The organism is Halomonas eurihalina (genome assembly GCF_008274785.1).
Lineage (GTDB): Bacteria > Pseudomonadota > Gammaproteobacteria > Pseudomonadales > Halomonadaceae > Halomonas > Halomonas eurihalina.
In genome coordinates this window covers 96,963-115,606 of record NZ_VTPU01000008.1, presented here as the reverse complement: position 1 = coordinate 115,606, position 18,644 = coordinate 96,963, and the positions used below count along the sequence as shown (strand labels likewise).

Sequence of the window (18,644 nt, the reverse complement as noted above, 5' to 3'; positions counted from 1 at the left end):
GAAACCCGCATGAATGAAAACGCCCGCCCGCTCGGCATCACCGATGTAGTGTTGCGCGATGCCCATCAGTCGCTGTTTGCCACGCGCCTGCGCCTGGACGACATGTTACCGATTGCCGAGAAGCTCGATCGTGTCGGTTTCCGGTCGCTGGAATCCTGGGGTGGTGCGACCTTCGACGCCTGTATCCGCTACCTCGGTGAGGATCCGTGGGAGCGGATACGGGCGTTGAAAGAGGCCATGCCCAATACGCCCCAGCAGATGCTGCTGCGGGGCCAGAACCTGCTCGGCTATCGTCACTACGCCGACGACGTGGTCGATCGTTTCGTCGAGCGGGCCAAGACCAACGGGGTCGATGTGTTTCGTGTCTTCGATGCCATGAACGACCCGCGCAACCTGGAGCGCGCCATCCGGGCCGTGCGAGCCAATGAAGGCCATGCCCAGGGCACCATTTCCTATACCGTGAGCCCGGTCCATACCATGGAAAGCTGGGTCGAGCTGGCGCGTTCCATCGCCGACATGGGCGCCGATTCCCTGGCGATCAAGGACATGGCGGGCCTGCTTACGCCCTACGATGCCTTCGAGCTGGTGTCGCGCCTGAAGAAGGCGCTGGACATTCCCATCCACTTGCACTGTCACGCCACCACCGGCATGTCCACGGCCACTGCGCTCAAGGCAGTGGAAGCGGGGGTCGACAACGTCGATACCGCCATTTCCTCGATGTCGATGACCTACGGTCACAGCCCGACCGAGTCGCTGGTGGCCATCCTCAAGGGCACCGAGCGCGATACCGGGCTCGACCTCGAACTGCTCGAGGATATTGCCGGCTATTTCCGCGAGGTGCGCAAGAAGTACGCCGCCTTCGAGGGGGCGCTCAAGGGCATCGACTCGCGGATTCTGGTGGCGCAGGTGCCGGGCGGCATGCTGACCAACATGGAGGGCCAGCTCAAGGAGCAGGGAGCCGGCGACAAGCTCGACGACGTCCTGACCGAGATTCCCCGGGTACGCGAGGATCTGGGCTACATCCCCCTGGTGACGCCGACCTCGCAGATCGTCGGCACCCAGGCGGTGATGAACGTGATGATGGGTGAGCGCTACAAGTCCATCTCCAAGGAAGTGCAGGCCCTGCTCAAGGGCGAGTATGGCGCCGCGCCCGCCGCCTTCGACCAGGAGCTCCAGGCACGCGTTCTCGAAGGCGCCGAGCCCATCACCGAACGTCCGGCGGATCGCCTGTCACCGGAGATGGAGCGGCTTTCCGAGGAACTGACGAGCAAGGCCAGCGAAGACAGCATCCGCCTGGCCGAGGGCGAGCAGCGTATCGATGACGTGCTGACCTATGCGCTCTTCCCGCAGATCGGCCTGAAGTTCCTCGCCAATCGCGACGATCCCGAGGCCTTCGAGCCGGCGCCTCAGGCACCGGAACGTGGCGCCGCTCCGACGACCACGCCGCCGGCGAAGGCCCAGGCGCCGGCCGCCGAGTCGACCGATCCCGAGACCTATACCGTCAAGGTCAACGGCAAGACCTATGTGGTCGAGGTCGCCGAGGGCGGTGAGATCGACCGTGTGCAGGAGCAGGCCGCGCCCCCTCAGGCACCGTCGGCGCCGGCCGCTTCCTCGGGCGAGGCCATCACGGCACCCCTGGCGGGCAACATCTTCAAGGTCAACGTCAAGCCGGGCGACAGCGTCGCCGAGGGCGATGTGGTGATCATCCTCGAGGCCATGAAGATGGAGACCGAAGTGCGTGCCGCCAGTGCCGGCACTGTTTCGGAGATCAAGGTCAGCGAAGGTGACAGCGTGGCCGTGGGCGACGAACTGATCGTTCTCTAGAAAGCCTTCGGCGCTTCATCAAGGATGGATTCATGACAGACAAGCTATTGACCCTGTGGCACGGCTCCGGGCTCTACAACCTGGGCTGGGGCCAGGGTGTGATGATCCTGGTCGGGCTGGTGCTGCTCTACCTGGCGATCAACAAGAAGTTCGAGCCGCTGTTGCTGGTGCCGATCGGCTTCGGTGGCATCCTGGCCAATATCCCCGAGGCGGGGTTGGCCCTGTCGGCCGCCGAGCAGGCTGCCCACCAGGCCGGTCCTCAGGTACTCGAGCGCTTGGCCTCGGCGCTCGGAATGACACTGGACCCGGCCGCCGGAATCGAGAGTGCGCGGCATCTATTGACCGAGACGCTGCACGGCGACACTTCGCCGGCACTGGTGCGCGCCGCCAATGACGCGGCTGCCGATGCCGGTTATGCCCCCGGCATGCTGCATCAGTTCTACAGCGTGGCTATTGCCTCCGGCGTGGCGCCGTTGGTGATCTTCATGGGTGTTGGCGCGATGACCGACTTCGGTCCGCTGCTGGCCAATCCGCGCACCCTCTTCCTGGGGGCCGCCGCCCAGTTCGGCATCTTCGCCACGCTACTCGGCGCGGTGGGGCTCTCGGCGATGGGCGTGATGGATTTCTCGCTCAAGCAGGCCGCTGCCATCGGCATCATCGGCGGTGCCGACGGGCCGACCTCGATCTATGTTTCGAGTCTGCTGGCGCCGGAGCTGCTGGGGGCCATTGCCGTGGCATCCTATTCCTACATGGCACTGGTTCCGCTGATTCAGCCGCCGATCATGCGGGCGCTGACCTCGACCCGGGAGCGCGAGATCACCATGACCCAGCTGCGGCCGGTGTCCAAGCTGGAGAAGATCGTCTTTCCGCTGGCGCTGCTGATCCTGGTTGTGCTCTTCCTGCCGGATGCCGCGCCCCTGCTGGGGATGTTCTGCTTCGGTAACCTGATGCGCGAGTGCGGTGTGGTGGAGCGGCTCTCCGATACCGCTCAGAATGCCCTGATCAACACCGTGACCATCTTCCTCGGGCTTTCGGTAGGTTCCAAGCTGATGGCGGATCGCTTCCTGGCGCTGGAGACGCTGGGCATCCTGGCGCTCGGGATGGTGGCCTTTGCCATCGGCACCGCCTGCGGTGTTCTTATGGCCAAGCTGCTCAATGCGGTCAGCAAGCAGTCGATCAATCCACTGATCGGCTCCGCCGGGGTCTCGGCGGTGCCCATGGCGGCGCGGGTCTCCAACAAGGTGGGGCTGGAATCCAACCCCCACAACTTCCTGCTGATGCATGCCATGGGGCCCAATGTGGCCGGCGTCATCGGTTCGGCAGTGGCCGCCGGGGTGATGATCAAGTATCTCGGCTGACCCTTCATGACGCACCTTTTCCTGCCACGATGATGATACGGCGCCTCGAGGGGCGCCGTATCGCGTTCTGGGGACGCCATCCTCCTGTCATCTTCCGCTCCTAGCCTTGAGGCATCGGCGCTGCGGCGCCCGACTGGAGCGAGTGTCGGATGATCGATATCGAAAGTGCCCTGCTGGGCAAGTCCCCCCGCATCGCGGCCTGGCCTGCCTGGATGCGCAGGCCGCTGGTTGCCGGCCTGCGCCGGCTGGTGCACGAGCGTGACGTTAACGCCTTCCTGGCCCGCTATGGGCGACTGGGCTGGCTCGAATTCATCGACCAGGTCTTCGATTATTTCCGGTTCGGCTACACTCTGTCGTCCCGGGATCGCGACAACATTCCCGCCACCGGCCGGGTGGTGATCGTGGCGAATCACCCCATGGGGGCTCTGGATGGCCTGGCCCTGATCAAGATGGTGGCCGAGCTGCGTCCCGATGTGCGGATCCTGGCCAATGACCTCTTGCTGCAGATCGAGCCGTTGCGCGAAGTGATGCTGCCGGTGGACAACCTGTCGCGGAAGGGCTTTCGGCGCAGCCTGGAACGCATGATCGGCGCACTGGAGGAGGATCGGGCGGTGATCGTCTTCCCCTCCGGCGAGGTGTCGCGGGCCGGCCCTGCCGGGATTCGCGACGGCAAGTGGTTGTCGGGCTTTCTGCATGCGGCGCGGCGCACCAATTCGCCGATCCTGCCGGTGCACGTGGGCGGTCGCAATTCTTCGCGCTTCTACAGCCTGGCATCGCTGAGCGCACCGCTCGGGACCCTGATGTTGCCCAGCGAGATGTTCCGTCAGCGCGATCGTCAGATCGCCCTGCGCGTGGGCGGCTTGATTCCGCTGGAACGCTTCGATCGTGACGACCTGACCACGCCGGTCAAGCTGAAGCTGTTGCGCAAGCATGTGTATCGACTGGGACGTGGCCGCAAGGGCGTGTTCGTCAGCGAGACCGGCATCGCCCGGCCGGAGAGCCGCCAGCGTCTGCGCGAGGAATTGCGCGAGGCGTGTCGCCTGGGCGAGACGGCGGATGGCAAGCGGATCCTGCTGTTCGATAGCCGGCCCGACTCGGCGGTGATGCGTGAAATTGGTCGTCTACGCGAGATCACCTTTCGCCGCGTCGGTGAGGGAACCGGCAACAAGCGCGATCTGGACGACTTCGACAACCACTATCGCCACTTGATCCTGTGGGACGAACAGGATCTGGAGATCGCCGGCGCCTATCGGCTGGGCGAGGTCGGCGCGATCCTCGATCGTCATGGCCCGGAAGGGCTCTATAGCTCGACGATCTTCCAGCTCGAGCAGGCGCCCTGGGAGCAGTGGCGTCATGGCCTGGAGCTGGGGCGCAGTTTCGTGCAGCCGCGCTACTGGGGGCGGCGCAGCCTGGATTATCTCTGGGTCGGCCTGGGGGCCTACCTGCGCGAGCACCCCGAGGTGCGCTGGCTGTTCGGGCCGGTGACCATTCCCAACCTGATGCCGCCGTTGGCCAAGGAGCTGCTGGTGGGCTACTACCAGCATTACCATGGCGACGGCGAGACCCGGATCCGGCCCCGGGCTCCCTACCGACTGTCGCGGGCCGGGCAGCAGGAAGTGGAGCGGTTGCTACGGGGTGACGATGCCAAGGAGGATTTCCGGCGCCTGCGCCATGCCCTTCAGACGATGGGCGCCGGCGTGCCGGCCCTCTACAAGCAGTACATCGATGTTGCCGAACCTGGCGGGGCTCGCTTCCTGGCCTTTGGCGTGGATGCCGGCTTCGGCTACTGCACCGACGGCCTGGTGGTGGTCGACGTCACGCGGCTCAAGCCGGAGAAGCGAGCGCGTTATATCGGCACGACGACACGGCAGGGTGCCACGCGGCAGGCGGACGCGGAACGGGCTGCTATTGCTGGAGAGGCTCGAGCAGCGTCATTCGCCCCTTGAGCCGGGCATTGAGTGGCTCGAGGTCGCGCTCTACATCGCTCGGCCAGCCGAGGGTCAGCGTCACGCCGTCGGCCTGGTAGTCGGCGTGTTCGATAGGAATGTCGTGCGCGCTACACCAGGCGCGGGCCACGGCTTCGCCGGCGAAGTCGACCCTCAGGCTCAAGGGCATGCGTTCGACGACCTCGCGTTTGGGCAGGCTGTCGAGCGCCTCGCTGACCGCTTGGGCGTAGGCACGCGCCAGGCCGCCCGTGCCGAGCTTGATGCCGCCGAAATAACGGATGACCACGCAGCCGACTTGCCCGAGCCCGGCGCCTTCCAGCACCTGGAACATGGGCCGACCGGCGGTGCCGCCGGGCTCGCCGTCGTCGGAGAAGCCGATGGCGTTCTGTTCGCCGGGAGGGCCGGCGATGAAGGCGCTGCAATGGTGGCTGGCGCCAGCATGGGCGCGACGCGCCTCGGCCAGCAGGGCCTCGAAGGCGGTCGCGTCCGGGGTGTGTGCGGTCCAGGTGATGAAGCGGCTGCGCTCGATTTCCAGCTCGGTTTCGCGCCAGGCGCCCTCGGCGAGGTCAGGAACGGCGTAGCGCATCAGGCGGCCAGATCCGGCTGACGCACCACACCCATCACCAGCCCCAGCACTTGGATATCGCTGTTGCGCAGATAGATGGGCGCCATCTCTTCGTTGGCCGGTTGCAGTCGCACGCCGGACTTCTCGATATAGAACTTCTTCAGGGTAACCTCCTGATCATTGATCATCACCACCGCCGTTTCGCCGTTCTCGGCGCTTTCGCGACGCTCGATGATAATCACATCCCCGTCGAAGATGTTGCAATCGATCATGGAGTTGCCGTGCACCCGTAGGGCGTAGGTGTTGCGCCTGACCATGCGCGTGGGCACCTCGATGCTGCCGGCGTCCAGGCAGGCCTCGATGGGCATGCCGGCCGAGACACGGCCGAGCAGGGGAATCTCCACCAGTTCATCGGCGTCGATGGGCGACCAGGAGGAGGCCAGGGGCAGATTGGGCTGGCGGAGCAGGTACTGTGCTTGTGCGGTGGAACTTGGCATGGCGCGACGTCTCTCTGTTGGCGATGACTGTCGATTCATACAGTACTTGGTCAGCATAGCAGGCGATATGAATCTGGCAAGAGTCGGTTGCCCTCGCTGGCGTCGAGCATCATGGGCTCATCTTTTCGGTATCTTTGTATACTGGCGATGAAAACCTTTTCCGTGTACAGTTTTTGGCCAGATTCCCCTGGTTCGGAGTGTACCTTGAGCCTGCGTCTGCAAGCCCGAAAGCTGGCCTGTGAGCGGGATGGTCGCTGGCTGTTTCGCGATCTCGACCTGGAGATCCGCAGTGGTGAGATCCTGCGTGTCGAAGGGCCGAACGGCAGCGGAAAGACGACCCTGCTCAAGATTCTGTCCGGGCAACTGGCGGATTACGAGGGCTCAATTTTCTGGCGGGACGCGCCGCTGCGACGCGTTCACCGGAACTTTCTCGCCAGTCTGCTGTATCTCGGCCATGCTCCCGGCGTCAAGGCGGCCTTGACGCCGCTCGAGAACCTGGCCTGGTATCAGGCCATGGCCGGTACCGGTGGCACCGAGGCGCAACGGATGTCGGCCCTGGAAATGGTGGGGCTGCGAGGCTTCGAAGATCTGCCCGCTGGTCAGCTCTCCGCCGGTCAGCAGCGGCGGGTAGCGCTGGCACGCCTCGAGTTGACGCCGCGCCCACTATGGGTGCTCGACGAGCCCTTTACCGCCATCGACCGCGAGGGCGTGGCCGATCTGGAAGCGCGGCTGGCGGCTCATGTGCGAGGTGGGGGGAGTGTGGTGCTGACCACGCACCAGGCTCTGGATATACCGGTGCCGATGTGTCGCGTGCGGCTGGGCGAGGGGAAGGGCAATGTCGCGTCCTGAGGCCAGCCCGAAAAGCTATGCGCGGGGTCGGGAGCCGGAGGCCAGCGTTGCGCTTGCCCTGCTCGCGACCATGCGCCGGGATCTGTTGGCGCTGCTGAGACGTCCCGGAGCGGCGTTCAACTCCCTGGCCTTCTTCGCCCTGGTAATCACCCTGTTCCCGATCGGCATCTCGCCGGATCCGGAATTGCTGGCAACCATCGCGCCGGGCCTGTTGTGGGTGGCAGCGCTGCTTGCGGCCTTGCTGTCGCTGGATGGCATGTTTCGCGACGACTTCGCGGACGGCACTCTCGAACAGCTTCTGCTGGCGGCTCAACCGCTGCCGCTGATGGCGCTGGCCAAGGTGGCGGTACATTGGCTAACGACCGGTTTGCCACTGGCATTGATGGCGCCGGTGCTGGGCGTCATGCTGTCGCTGCCGCCCGGCAGCTATGCGGTGCTGGTGCTGTCGCTGGCGCTGGGTAGTGCCACGCTGAGTGTGATCGGCGCGATCGGCGCGGCCTTGACCGTCGGCCTTTCTCGGGGCGGTGTGCTGCTGTCGCTTTTGGTGTTGCCACTCTATGTGCCGGTGCTGATCTTCGGCGCCGGTGCCGTCCAGGCGGCGATCGCGGGCACCAGCGTGGCAGCGCATCTGGCCTTGCTCGGCGCATTGCTGGCGGTATCGCTGGTGTTCGCGCCCTGGGCGATCGCGGCGTCGCTGCGTATCAGTCTCAACGGTTGAGGTATCGTCACGTCAATGTGGGCCTTCTTTCACAAACTTGCTTCCCCGAAAGGCTTCTATGCCTTTAGCGCGCGGCTCTCGCCCTGGTTCTGGGCGGCGGCGGCGGTGCTGATCGGAGCGGGTGTCGTCTGGGGGCTGGCCTTCGCGCCGGCCGACTATCAGCAGGGCAACAGCTTCCGCATTATCTATGTCCATGTGCCGGCGGCCTTTCTCGCCCAGTCGATCTTCGTCGCCATGGCGCTGGCCGGGCTGGTGTTCATGGTCTGGAAGATCAAGCTGGCCGACATGGCCGCCACGGCGATGGCCCCGCTGGGCGCCGGCATGACCTTCGTGGCGCTGTTGTCCGGCGCGGTGTGGGGCGTGCCGACTTGGGGAACCTGGTGGCAGTGGGACGCCCGTCTGACCTCGATGCTGATCCTGTTCTTTCTGTACATCGGGGTGATCGCCCTGCGGGGCGCCTTCGACGGTCGCGACAGCGGCTCGCGGGCGGCCTCGGTGCTGACCATGGTCGGCGTAATCAATATCCCGATCATCAAGTATTCTGTGGAGTGGTGGTACACCCTGCACCAGCCCGCCACCTTTTCCATTACCTCGCGTCCGGCGATGCCCGTCGAGATGTGGCTGCCGTTGTTGATCATGGTGCTGGGCTTCTATAGCTTCTTCATCGCCGTGACCCTGACGCGGACGCGCAGCGTGATCCTGCATCGCGAATCCGCCAAGCGCTGGGTACGCGAGCTGGCCGGGGAGGATGGCTGATGGCCTTCGATTCATTCGCTGCCTTCCTGGCCATGGGCGGTCACGCGGCCTATGTCTGGCCCGCCTACGGCGCCACCTTGCTGTTGTTGATCGGCGTGGTGCTGCATCTGCGCCTGGAGCGCCGACGGCTGTGGCGCGAGCTGCGCCGCCGAGCGCGACGTGAGCGCCGCCAGGCAGGTGACGCGAACAGGGAGGTGAGCTCATGAGGGCCAGGCGCAAGCAGAAGTTGTTCGTCATCCTGGGAATGGTCGCCCTGGTCGCGGTCGCGGTGGGGCTGACGCTCTATGCCCTGCGCAGCAATATCAACCTGTTCTTCAGCCCGGTGCAGATCGTCGCCGGAGACGCCCCGCTGGAACGGCAGATTCGTGCCGGCGGCATGGTCAAGGAAGGCTCTGTAAAGCGTGATCCGGAAAGCCTGGACGTGACCTTCACCGTCACCGATTACGTCGAGGACGTCAGGGTGCGCTACAGCGGCATCCTGCCTGACCTCTTCCGCGAAGGGCAGGGCGTGGTGGTGGTCGGCCGGCTGCAACCGGAGGGCTGGGTGCGCGCCGACGAGGTGCTGGCCAAGCACGACGAGAATTACATGCCGCCTGAGGTGGCCGAAGCCCTGGAGGAAGCCGGCTATGCGCCGGAAGACTACCAGGACAAGGCCGCCGAGGTGGGCGAACGGTTGGACGCCGAGCGGCGTGTCGACCAGGAATGATGTGGAGTCGCCATGCTGATCGAAATGATCCCTGAGATCGGCCATTTTGCCTTGATCATCGCCCTGTTGATGGCGGCGGTTCAGGCGTGTGTGCCGCTGGCCGGGGCGGCGACCCGCCGACCGTTGTGGATGGCCTATGCGCGTCCCATGGCGGCCGGCCAGTTTGCCTTCTTGATCGTTGCCTACGCCTGTCTAACGGCCAGCTATCTACTGGATGACTTCAGCGTGGCCACGGTGGCCAACAATTCGAACTCGATGCTGCCCTGGTACTACAAGTTCAGTGCCGTCTGGGGCAACCACGAGGGTTCGGTACTGTTGTGGAGCCTGATCCTCGGCGCCTGGACCTATGCCGTCTCGCGTTTTTCCCGGGAACTGCCAAGGGACATGCTGGCCCGGGTGCTGGGCGTGATGGGGCTGATCAGCACGGGGTTTCTGGTCTTCGTGCTGGCGACGTCCAACCCCTTCGCGCGGCTGCTGCCCGATGTGCCGTCCGATGGCGCCGATCTGAATCCGCTGCTGCAGGACGTTGGCCTGATCATTCACCCGCCGATGCTCTACATGGGGTATGTCGGCTTCTCGGTGGTCTTTGCCTTCGCCATCGCCGCGCTGCTGGGCGGTCGCCTGGATGCCGCCTGGACGCGCTGGGCACGGCCCTGGACCAATGTCGCCTGGGCTTTCCTCACCGTGGGCATCGCGCTGGGCAGCTGGTGGGCCTATTACGAACTCGGCTGGGGCGGCTGGTGGTTCTGGGATCCGGTGGAGAATGCCTCCCTGCTGCCCTGGCTGGCCGGGACCGCGCTCATCCATTCCCTGGCGGTGACCGAGAAACGTGGGGCCTTCAAGAGCTGGACAGTGCTGCTGGCCATCTCGACCTTCTCGCTGTCGTTGATGGGAACCTTCCTGGTGCGTTCGGGCGTGCTCACCTCGGTGCACGCCTTCGCCAACGATCCGTCGCGGGGGCTTTTCATCCTGGTGCTGCTGGGTATCACCGTGGGCGCGTCCTTGCTGCTGTTCGCGCTGCGCGCACCTCGGGTCAGCCAGCGGACGGGCTTCGCCTGGTTGTCCCGCGATGCGTTGCTGTTGATCAACAACATCCTGCTGGTGGTCATGACGGTCACCGTGTTGCTGGGCACTCTCTATCCGCTGCTGCTCGATGCCTTCGGGCTGGGCAAGATCAGCGTCGGGCCTCCTTACTTCAACGCCCTGTTCGTGCCGCTGACGGTGCTGCTCTGCATCTTCATGGGGCTGGGGCCGCTGGCGCAGTGGAAGCGTACGCACGCACGAACGCTCTGGCGGCGCACCTGGCTGGCTGGCGGTATGGCCCTGGTCATCGCCGGAGCGATACCGCTGCTGTACGACGGCGAGTGGAACCTGCGGGTCTCGCTGGGGCTGGCGGCGGCGCTGTGGATCGTACTGCCGATGCTGCGTGGCCTGCTGGACAGAATGCGCCAGGGCACCTCGAGGCTGGCCGCCCTGCGCAAGCTGTCGCTGGCCTATTGGGGCATGCTGCTGGCGCACCTGGGCGTGGCGGTGACCATCATCGGCGTTAGCGTAGTCGCCAACTACGCCGTCGAGCGCAATGTCCGCATGGGCGTCGGCGATACGGCCAGCCTGGCCGGCTATACCTTCACCCTGACCGAGCTCGGCGAGCGTCGCGGGCCCAACTTCGTCGCCGAAACGGCCCGCCTCGAGGTGCAACGCGGCGATGACGATCGGCATTTCGTGATGACACCAGAGAAGCGCCTTTACCTTGCCACCGGCATGCCGATGACCGATGTCGCCTTGCGCCCGGGGCCGCTGCGTGACCTTTACGTGGCCATGGGCGAAGAACTGGGTGATGGCAGTTGGGCCTTGCGGCTCCAGTACAAGCCGCTGGTACGCTGGTTGTGGCTGGGTGCCCTGCTGATGGCCATCGGTGGCCTGCTGGCGGTGATTGATCGTCGCTATCGCCGCGCGGTCACCGCCCGCGACCCGGAGCGTGCCGCCCTGAAGAACGCACAGGAGGCCAGCGCATGAGGCGTCGTCTGCTGCTGTTGCTGCCGCTGCTGGGATTTCTCGTGCTGGGGGGCTTTTTGTACCGCGGCCTGTCGATGGATCCGTCGTACCGCGACTCGGCCATGGTGGCTCGGGACTTCCCGGCGTTCGATCTCGCTACCCTGGCCGATCCCGAACGCCGGGTGGACGCCTCTCTGCTCGAGGGCGAGGTGACCCTGGTCAATGTCTGGGGCGAGTGGTGCCCGACCTGCAAGCAGGAGATGCCCCAACTGCTCGAGTTGGCCGAGCGCGGCGTACGATTGGTGGGGGTCGACTACAAGGATACCCGGGCCAAGGGCCGCGACTTCCTCGAAGAGTTCGGCGATCCCTTCGAGATCAATATTTTCGATCCCGAGGGCAGCCTGGGCTTCGATCTCGGCGTCTACGGCGCGCCGGAGACATTCCTGGTCGATGCCGAGGGGGTGATCCGCTATCACCACACCGGCTACATTGCCCCCGAAGACGTGTCCCGCGTGATCATGCCGGAGGTGGAAAAATGGCGCGAGTGAGTGTCTGGCTGCTGATCCTGCTGGCGGCGCTGTCGCTGCCGGCCCTGGCCGCCGTGGAAGTGCGCCAGTTCGACGATCCTGTCCTCGAGCAGCGCTACCGTGATCTCACGGCGACGCTGCGCTGCCCCAAGTGCGAGAACCAGTCGATCGGTGACTCCGACTCGCCCATCGCCGGCGACATGCGCGAGCGTGTCTACCAACAGCTGCAGCAGGGACGCTCGGACAAGGAAATTCTCGACTTCATGGTGGATCGCTTCGGCGACTATGTGCTTTATAATCCGCGCCTCGAGGGACGCACGTTCTTGCTGTGGGGCCTGCCTGCGGCGCTGGTGGTGCTCGGCATCGTGCTGGTGATCCTGCTGGTGCGTGCACGTCGCCATGTCGCCGCCCGCGGGCTCAGCGAGACCGAGCGTGCCCGGCTCGACTCTCTCGTCAACCGCCAGGGCGCGCATCACGATACCGTTTACCATGACCCGGCTCATCACGACCCGGTTCATCACGAGAGGAACGAATGACTCAGCTCTGGCTCGCCTTCGCCATCCTGCTGCTGCCGGCCTTGTGGTTGCTGATCGTGCCCCTGCGCCGCGCCGAGGGCGTGCGCGCGGCCCAGTGCGCCGCCGAGCAGAGCGAACCGGGTACCGAGCAGAATGTAGCGATCTACCGGCGTCGCCTGGCCTCGCTCGAAGCGGCCCTGGCGCGGGGAGACATCGATGCCGAGCGCTTCGAGGAGGATCGGCTGGAGCTGGAGCGCGGCCTGCTCGAGGATACCGAACGCTCGCGTCGCTCGCCCTTGAAGTCCGCACTGTCGGGGCGCCTGCTGGTGCCGGTGACGATGATCTGTCTGGTGGTGGCCAGCGTGTTCTGGTATCGCCACGAGGGTGCAGAGGGCGACCTGGCACTGCGTGCCGCCCAGCAGCAGGTTCTGCAGAAACCCGATGCGTCGGTGACCGAACTGGTCGAGGCGCTCGAGATCCAGGCCGCGCGGCAGCCGGAGAACGTCAACGTCTGGCGTGCGCTGTTCCCGCTCTATCGTGATACCGGGCAAGTCGAGGACGCCGAGTCGACCCTGAGCCGGCTGATCGAGCTGGAAGGGCGGCGTCCGGCGCTGTTGGCCGAGCTGGCGCAGTTGCGCTATTTCGCCGCGGGACGCACGCTCGACGAGGATGTTCAGTCGCTGGTCGACGAGGTGCTCGCCGAAGCCCCCGATCAGCCCACGATACTGGGCATGCTGGGAATCGATGCCTTCGAGAACGGCAATTATCGGCTGGCCATCGAGCGCTGGCGCCGGGCCATTGCCGGCATGGGCGACACGCGTTCCGCCGATGCCCTGCGTCAGGGCATCGAGACCGCGCAGCAACGCCTGGCGGCCAGTGGGCAGGCGCGCAACGGGAAGCCAGGCAATACGCAAACGAATGGCGGCGCTTCGCCCGATGCCGCCATCGACAGGGTGGTCGACTGATTCATGCGCCTGACCTCCATTCGCCTGGCCGGCTTCAAGTCCTTCGTCGACCCCATCAGTGTGCCCTTCGACGGCAACATGACGGCCATCGTCGGGCCCAACGGTTGCGGCAAGTCGAACATCATCGACGCCGTGCGCTGGGTCATGGGTGAATCCTCGGCCAAGACCCTGCGCGGCGAGTCGATGGCCGATGTCATCTTCAACGGCTCCACCGGTCGCAAGCCGGTGGGGCAGGCTTCCATCGAGCTGATGTTCGACAACCGCGACGGATCCATGGGTGGCCCCTACGCCCAGTATGCCGAGATCTCGGTGAAGCGCCAGGTCACCCGCGAAGGGCAGTCCAGCTACTTCTTCAATGGCCAGAAGTGTCGGCGTCGCGACATTGCCGACCTGTTCCTCGGCACCGGTCTGGGACCGCGTTCCTACGCGATCATCGGCCAGGGCATGATCTCGCGGCTGATCGAGTCGCGGCCCGAGGAACTGCGTGCGACCCTCGAGGAAGCGGCCGGCATCTCCAAGTACAAGGAGCGGCGCCGCGAGACCGAGAACCGCATGCGCCGGACCCAGGAAAACCTCGAGCGCCTGGAGGACATCCGCGAAGAGCTGGACAAGCAGCTGGACAAGCTCAAGCGCCAGGCCGATGCGGCGCGGCGCTACCAGACCCTCAAGCAGGAGGAATACCGGCTCAAGGGTGAGCTGGCGCTGCTGCGCGGTCGTGCCCTGAAGGCCAGCCAGGATGAGGAAGAGACTCGGGTCGGCGAGCTCGAGACCGCCGTGGAGCGCGAGGTGCTGGGCCTTCGCCAATGCGAGACGCGGCTGGAGGAAGCGCGGGCCGAGCATGATCGCCTGGCCTCCGAGCTGGAGGGCTATCAGGCGCGCTTCCACGAGACCACCACCGCGATCGCCCGCCTGGAGCAGGATCTCGAACATACCCGTGCCCGGGACCAGCAACTGGCCCGGGATCTGGAAAGTGCTCGCCGTGAACTGGATGACCTGAAACGGGTGGGCGAGGACGACGGCGAACGTCTGACCCGGCTCGATGAGCGCCTCGAGACACTGGGCCCTGAGCAGGAAGAGGTCGCCGAGCGGCTCGCCGAACTGGAGGCCGCCCTGGAGGAGGCCGAACCGCTCGCCGAGGAAGCCGATGCGGCCTGGGAAGCGTTTGGCGAGCGTTGGCAGGAAGACAGCCGCGAGGCCGAACGTTCTCAGGATCGCCTGCGTGAGCAGGAATCGCGCCTCGAAGGTATCGAGGGCGATGTTCGCAAGCGTCGCCAGCAACGCGAGGAACTTCCCGACATTGCGGCACTCGAAGCCCAGCGAGGCGAGGTCGCTGAGCGTCTGGCCGAGCTCGAGGAGCAACTGGCATCCAGCGAGGAGAAGCGTGACGCCTGGCAGGAAAGTCGCGATGCCGCCCGCGAGCGGGTCCGTGACGCCGAAGAAGCGCGTGAGCTTGATCGGCAGCGACGCAGCACCCTGCAGGGCGAACTGGCGTCGCTCGAGGCGCTCATCCAGGCAGCGCTCGCCGATCACGACGAGCACCTGGACACGCATCTGGCCGAGCATGGCCTGGAAGGCGCCGCTCGGCTCGGCGAACGGCTCGATGTCACGCCGGGCTGGGAAGAATCGGTCTCCTGGGTGCTGGCCCCTTGGCTCAAGGCTCGTGTGGCATCGCCGGATGACGGGGCCCGTGTCCTCGCCCCGGATCTGGCCGCCGAGTTGGGCCTGTTGTCCGGGGAAGAGCGCCAGGCACCGGCCGGCAGTCTCGCCGCCGAGGTGAAGGGCGCCGGCGCGTCGGCCCAGTGGCTGGCGACGATCCGCTGCGTGGCCACTCGGGAAGACGCCTGGGCCGGCCAGGCGGCGTTGGCGCCCGGCGAAAGTCTGATTACTGCCGATGGCCTCTGGGTCGGCGACGGCTGGGCCCGGCATCGCGGTCAGGAAGCGGGGCCGGATGCCCTGCTGGTCAGTCGCCGCCGTGAAGCCGAGGTGCGCGAGGAACTGGCGACGGTGGAAGCGCGACTCGAGACGCTGGAGGCTCAGCTCGCCGAGGCCGGCGAGGAGGTCGAGCGGGCCGAAGCCGGCCTGGAGGTAGTGCGTGTCGAGCAGCGCGATCTGGAGCAACAGCGTCAGCAACTGGCCGTTCAGGACAGCGGGCTGGCCAGTCGGCTCGAGCATCTCCAGGGACGGGCCGCCGAGCTTGCCGAGGAAGTCGAGGGGCTGGAAGCGTCCGCCGAGGAAACGCGCCAGGCCATCGAGGAAACCCGGGAGCACTGGCAGGCTGCCATGGCCCGGCTGGAGGAAGGCGCCGAGAAGCGCGAGCGGCTGGAACGGGAGCGCCGCGAGGCCCGCGAACGGCTGACGTCGCTGCGCAGCCAGCAGCGTCCGCTCGCCGAACAGTCCCAGCGCCTGGCGCTGGAGCATCAGCGCTTGACCACCGAGCGTGCGGGACTGGCGGAACAGCAGGGGCGCTCCGGTGAGGCACGCCAGCGTCTCGAACAACGTTGCAGCGAACTGGAGGAAGAACGCGAAGGACTGCATGAACCCGACGAGGAACGCCGCGAGCGGCTCGACGAGCTGCTGCACCGTCGTGAGCGCGAGGAACGGGAACTCAACGAGGCCCGCTCCCGTGCTGCTGCCCTGGTCGAGCGGCTGCGCGAGGATGAACAGGCACGCCAGGGGCATGAGCGTCAGCTCGAAGGCATTCGCGAGCGTCTCCAGGAATCGCGCATGCAGGTTCAGGCCCTGGCGCTCAAGGCCGAGTCCCAGGACGAGCAGTTACGTGAGCTTGGACACGATGTCGATGCGCTGGCCGGGTCGCTGGATCCGAACGCGACCGAATCCGCCTGGCAAACTCGCCTTGAAGAAGTCGGCGAGCGCATCCGCCGGCTCGGCGCGATCAATCTCGCCGCTATCGAGGAATACGACCAGCAGGCCGAGCGACGCGACTATCTCGAGGCCCAGCATGTCGAGCTCAGCGAGGCTCTGGAGACGCTGGATCGGGCAATTCGGCGCATCGACCAGGAAACCCGGACGCGTTTTCGCGATACTTTCGAGCGAGTCAATACGGGTCTGCAGACGCTTTTTCCCAAGATCTTCGGCGGCGGGGTCGCATGGTTGACCCTGACCGGCGACGATTTGCTGGAGACCGGGGTCGCCATCATGGCCAGGCCACCGGGCAAGAAGAACAGCACCATTCATCTCCTGTCAGGAGGCGAAAAGGCACTGACTGCATTGGCCATGGTTTTTGCCATCTTTCAGCTCAATCCAGCACCCTTCTGCATGCTGGATGAAGTGGATGCGCCATTGGATGATGCCAATGTGGGGCGCTACGCCAAGCTGGTTAAGGAAATGTCGGAGTCGGTCCAGTTCATTTATATCACCCATAACAAGATCGCCATGGAAGCGTCGGAACGGTTGATGGGCGTGACCATGCAAGAGCCAGGGGTATCGCGTCTGGTCTCGGTTGGCGTCGAGGAGGCGGCGGCTCTTGCCGAGGCCTGATGGACTTGAACGATAATGGTGAAAGGGTTTACAAGGAAGGTAACAATATTGCAGTGCAAGTACGCAAAGGGATTGACGAAGGGCGATTGCGAAGGGCCTTGTCGACACTCGGTAAAAAAAGTCCGAGCTTGACAAACAAAAAAAGTGGCCTTTTTTTGGGCAATCGCGCTATGCTGTTGTCGAACAACCTTCAGGCATGGCGCCTTAGCAAAAGGCATGACGACCCATGGAACTTAGAGAGTGGCTGATCATTCTTGGGCTGGCATTGGTGACCCTCATCGTGATTGATGGGGTACGTCGCCTCCAGCGCCAACGTCAGGTGCCGCGTCTCGACCGGGCCGGTTACGAGCCGGCGGCCGGCGCGACGGCGGATCCCGATGATGAAGATCCTGAGGCAGCGGCTCGCGAAGCCGAGCTCAGTTGGGAACTGCCCAACGGAGGGGCGCGTGTCGTCAGGCCGGCTGAGCAGTCGGACGTGAAGCCCAAGCCGAAATTGCAGCGACAGGATCATCCGGGGCCTTCCCGGGTGCTTTCCGAATTTCGGCGTCAGCGCCGGGATGACGACGAGGCACCGGAGATCGGCGGCGTGGCGGCTGCTTCGGCATCGAGCGCAGCGACCATGAGCGCCGCATCGGGCTCCAGTGCGTGGTCGGGTAGCGATACCGGCGGTGAGCACGACGTTTCGGCCATGGCCGAAGCGCGTGAAGAAACGCGTGAAGAAGTGAAAGGCGAGCGGCGTGAGCCCGAGCTCGACATCGGTGCCGGTTCGAGGGCCGATCATGCGCCGGAGGACGAGCGTCGTTCCAATGATCCCGCGCATGAGCCTCTGGCAGCCGACCCCGACGATCACGAGACATATCACGATGATGACGAGCGGTATCGCCTGGTCGATCTCGAGGGCATGAGCGATTCGTTGAAGAGCGGTTCCAAGCGAGTGGGGTCCTCCATGCAGCGTTTCGGTTCCTCTCTGCAGAAGACGCTCGCCGAGCGGCGCGACCACAAGCGGCAGGAGCGTGTGCGCAAGGAGCAGGAGCGTGCGGAGCGCAAGCAGCGCGAACAGGCCGAACGCGAGGAGCAGGCTCATCGTGACCGGGAGGCTGCTGAGGCCCGGGCCGCGCGTGAGGCGGAGCGTCGTCGCTTCGAGGCCGAGACCGCTGAACGTGACGATGATCCCTTGTTCGATGGCGCTTCTTCTTCGCGCTATGACGAGCCAGCTTCGCGCTATGACGAGCCAGCACCTGCCGCGGCCGAGGTGGCGGAAATGCCGCTCGAGGACGATGTGGTCAAGGCGCATCCGGTGCTGGAAAAGGCCATGCGTCACGACGTGAGCGCTGGTCATGCCCGCGAAGCCTTGAGCCATGCCGAGGAAGTCATCGTCATCAGTGTGATGTCGCGTGATGAACAGGGCTTCTCGGGGGCGGCCCTGCTGGACCTGATGCTGGCCTGCGGATTGCGTTACGGTCGCGACATGGGCATCTTCCACCGCTTCGAAACCGAGGACGCGGAAAGCCCGCTGCAATTCTCGATGGTCAATGTGGTCAAGCCCGGCACCTTCCCCATCCATTCCATGGATGACTTCCACACGCCGGGCGTCACCCTGCTGATGCCGCTGCCGAGCGCGAGCGACACCTCTGCGGCCTTCGAGGCGATGGTCGAGACGGCCATGGTCATCGTCCGCCACCTGGGCGGTGAGCTGAAGGACGAGCACATGAGCGTGATGACCGCGCAGACCGTGGAATTCGCTCGCCAGCGTGTGCAGGAGTTCGAGCGTCGCAACCGGCTGCATCGCTATCAGGTGAATTAACGCCTGAACCGGAAGTTGGAAGAGCAACCCCCGTGAGGTCATCCCACGGGGGTTGCTGCTTTGGTAAGCTAGGCGATCATGCAGGCCTTCGAGCTTCGAGGCCTTCGCCATAAATCGAGAC

Annotated in this window: 16 protein-coding genes; 14 read left to right on the top strand and 2 right to left on the bottom strand. The window is 65.2% G+C overall.

What is annotated here, in order from left to right:
- Positions 1-9: 9 nt before the first annotated feature.
- The 3 genes from oadA to olsF all read left to right on the top strand — a co-directional run bounded on the left by oadA (position 10) and on the right by olsF (position 5,128).
- The gene (gene oadA / locus FZZ93_RS09785; protein WP_149322145.1) at positions 10-1,824 is read left to right on the top strand and encodes a sodium-extruding oxaloacetate decarboxylase subunit alpha; all 1,815 of its coding nucleotides are present in this window, start codon (positions 10-12) and stop codon (positions 1,822-1,824) included.
- A gap of 32 nt (positions 1,825-1,856) precedes the next feature.
- On the top strand, positions 1,857-3,182 hold the full coding sequence (locus tag FZZ93_RS09780; protein ID WP_149322144.1) for a sodium ion-translocating decarboxylase subunit beta: 1,326 nt from the start codon (positions 1,857-1,859) through the stop codon (positions 3,180-3,182).
- Between the two features lie 149 nt (positions 3,183-3,331).
- Positions 3,332-5,128: a bifunctional ornithine lipid synthase OlsF gene (olsF, locus tag FZZ93_RS09775; RefSeq protein ID WP_149322143.1), complete on the top strand. Its 1,797-nt coding sequence runs from the start codon at positions 3,332-3,334 to the stop codon at positions 5,126-5,128.
- Here olsF and FZZ93_RS09770 read toward each other — a convergent pair.
- Positions 5,088-5,714 (bottom strand): IMPACT family protein, encoded by a 627-nt coding sequence (locus tag FZZ93_RS09770; protein ID WP_149322142.1) that lies wholly within the window; start codon positions 5,712-5,714, stop codon positions 5,088-5,090. The two genes, olsF and FZZ93_RS09770, sit on opposite strands and share 41 nt — an antisense overlap.
- Entirely contained in the window at positions 5,714-6,190 is a 477-nt protein-coding gene (lexA, locus tag FZZ93_RS09765; RefSeq protein WP_149322141.1) for a transcriptional repressor LexA, read from the bottom strand. Before lexA ends, FZZ93_RS09770 begins: the two co-directional genes overlap by 1 nt.
- Before the next feature lie 204 nt (positions 6,191-6,394).
- Between lexA and ccmA the strand changes: the two genes are divergently transcribed.
- From ccmA to zipA, 11 genes are all read left to right on the top strand, one after another.
- Positions 6,395-7,039 (top strand): cytochrome c biogenesis heme-transporting ATPase CcmA, encoded by a 645-nt coding sequence (ccmA, locus tag FZZ93_RS09760; RefSeq protein WP_149322140.1) that lies wholly within the window; start codon positions 6,395-6,397, stop codon positions 7,037-7,039.
- Positions 7,040-7,109: 70 nt separating this feature from the next.
- The gene (ccmB, locus tag FZZ93_RS09755; protein ID WP_407650235.1) at positions 7,110-7,757 is read left to right on the top strand and encodes a heme exporter protein CcmB; all 648 of its coding nucleotides are present in this window, start codon (positions 7,110-7,112) and stop codon (positions 7,755-7,757) included.
- A gap of 15 nt (positions 7,758-7,772) precedes the next feature.
- Entirely contained in the window at positions 7,773-8,513 is a 741-nt protein-coding gene (locus tag FZZ93_RS09750) for a heme ABC transporter permease (RefSeq protein WP_149322138.1), read from the top strand.
- On the top strand, positions 8,513-8,719 hold the full coding sequence (ccmD, locus tag FZZ93_RS09745) for a heme exporter protein CcmD (RefSeq protein ID WP_149322137.1): 207 nt from the start codon (positions 8,513-8,515) through the stop codon (positions 8,717-8,719). The genes FZZ93_RS09750 and ccmD overlap by 1 nt, the downstream gene beginning before the upstream one ends.
- On the top strand, positions 8,716-9,219 hold the full coding sequence (ccmE, locus tag FZZ93_RS09740) for a cytochrome c maturation protein CcmE (RefSeq protein WP_149322136.1): 504 nt from the start codon (positions 8,716-8,718) through the stop codon (positions 9,217-9,219). The genes ccmD and ccmE overlap by 4 nt, the downstream gene beginning before the upstream one ends.
- Before the next feature lie 12 nt (positions 9,220-9,231).
- Positions 9,232-11,235, top strand: a complete 2,004-nt coding sequence (locus FZZ93_RS09735) for a heme lyase CcmF/NrfE family subunit (RefSeq protein WP_149322135.1) — start codon at positions 9,232-9,234, stop codon at positions 11,233-11,235.
- On the top strand, positions 11,232-11,762 hold the full coding sequence (locus tag FZZ93_RS09730; RefSeq protein WP_149322134.1) for a DsbE family thiol:disulfide interchange protein: 531 nt from the start codon (positions 11,232-11,234) through the stop codon (positions 11,760-11,762). Before FZZ93_RS09735 ends, FZZ93_RS09730 begins: the two co-directional genes overlap by 4 nt.
- Positions 11,750-12,277: a cytochrome c-type biogenesis protein gene (locus FZZ93_RS09725; protein ID WP_149322133.1), complete on the top strand. Its 528-nt coding sequence runs from the start codon at positions 11,750-11,752 to the stop codon at positions 12,275-12,277. The genes FZZ93_RS09730 and FZZ93_RS09725 overlap by 13 nt, the downstream gene beginning before the upstream one ends.
- Entirely contained in the window at positions 12,274-13,221 is a 948-nt protein-coding gene (gene ccmI / locus FZZ93_RS09720) for a c-type cytochrome biogenesis protein CcmI (protein ID WP_149322132.1), read from the top strand. Before FZZ93_RS09725 ends, ccmI begins: the two co-directional genes overlap by 4 nt.
- Positions 13,222-13,224: 3 nt before the next feature.
- Positions 13,225-16,719 carry a chromosome segregation protein SMC gene (gene smc / locus FZZ93_RS09715; RefSeq protein ID WP_149322131.1) on the top strand — a complete coding sequence of 1,165 codons (3,495 nt, stop codon included), beginning with the start codon at positions 13,225-13,227 and terminating at the stop codon, positions 16,717-16,719.
- 226 nt (positions 16,720-16,945) lie between these two features.
- Entirely contained in the window at positions 16,946-18,523 is a 1,578-nt protein-coding gene (gene zipA, locus FZZ93_RS09710) for a cell division protein ZipA (protein ID WP_149322130.1), read from the top strand.
- Positions 18,524-18,644: the final 121 nt, after the last annotated feature.

Excerpts from the sequence above, each read along its gene's own strand:
- oadA (WP_149322145.1), top strand. The coding sequence starts at position 10 with ATGAATGAAAACGCCCGCCCGCTCGGCATCACCGATGTAGTGTTGCGC.
- FZZ93_RS09780 (WP_149322144.1), top strand. The coding sequence starts at position 1,857 with ATGACAGACAAGCTATTGACCCTGTGGCACGGCTCCGGGCTCTACAAC.
- olsF (WP_149322143.1), top strand. The coding sequence starts at position 3,332 with ATGATCGATATCGAAAGTGCCCTGCTGGGCAAGTCCCCCCGCATCGCG.
- FZZ93_RS09770 (WP_149322142.1), bottom strand. The coding sequence starts at position 5,714 with ATGCGCTACGCCGTTCCTGACCTCGCCGAGGGCGCCTGGCGCGAAACC.
- lexA (WP_149322141.1), bottom strand. The coding sequence starts at position 6,190 with ATGCCAAGTTCCACCGCACAAGCACAGTACCTGCTCCGCCAGCCCAAT.
- ccmB (WP_407650235.1), top strand. The coding sequence starts at position 7,110 with ATGCGCCGGGATCTGTTGGCGCTGCTGAGACGTCCCGGAGCGGCGTTC.
- FZZ93_RS09750 (WP_149322138.1), top strand. The coding sequence starts at position 7,773 with ATGTGGGCCTTCTTTCACAAACTTGCTTCCCCGAAAGGCTTCTATGCC.
- ccmD (WP_149322137.1), top strand. The coding sequence starts at position 8,513 with ATGGCCTTCGATTCATTCGCTGCCTTCCTGGCCATGGGCGGTCACGCG.
- ccmE (WP_149322136.1), top strand. The coding sequence starts at position 8,716 with ATGAGGGCCAGGCGCAAGCAGAAGTTGTTCGTCATCCTGGGAATGGTC.
- FZZ93_RS09735 (WP_149322135.1), top strand. The coding sequence starts at position 9,232 with ATGCTGATCGAAATGATCCCTGAGATCGGCCATTTTGCCTTGATCATC.
- FZZ93_RS09730 (WP_149322134.1), top strand. The coding sequence starts at position 11,232 with ATGAGGCGTCGTCTGCTGCTGTTGCTGCCGCTGCTGGGATTTCTCGTG.
- FZZ93_RS09725 (WP_149322133.1), top strand. The coding sequence starts at position 11,750 with ATGGCGCGAGTGAGTGTCTGGCTGCTGATCCTGCTGGCGGCGCTGTCG.
- ccmI (WP_149322132.1), top strand. The coding sequence starts at position 12,274 with ATGACTCAGCTCTGGCTCGCCTTCGCCATCCTGCTGCTGCCGGCCTTG.
- smc (WP_149322131.1), top strand. The coding sequence starts at position 13,225 with ATGCGCCTGACCTCCATTCGCCTGGCCGGCTTCAAGTCCTTCGTCGAC.
- zipA (WP_149322130.1), top strand. The coding sequence starts at position 16,946 with ATGGAACTTAGAGAGTGGCTGATCATTCTTGGGCTGGCATTGGTGACC.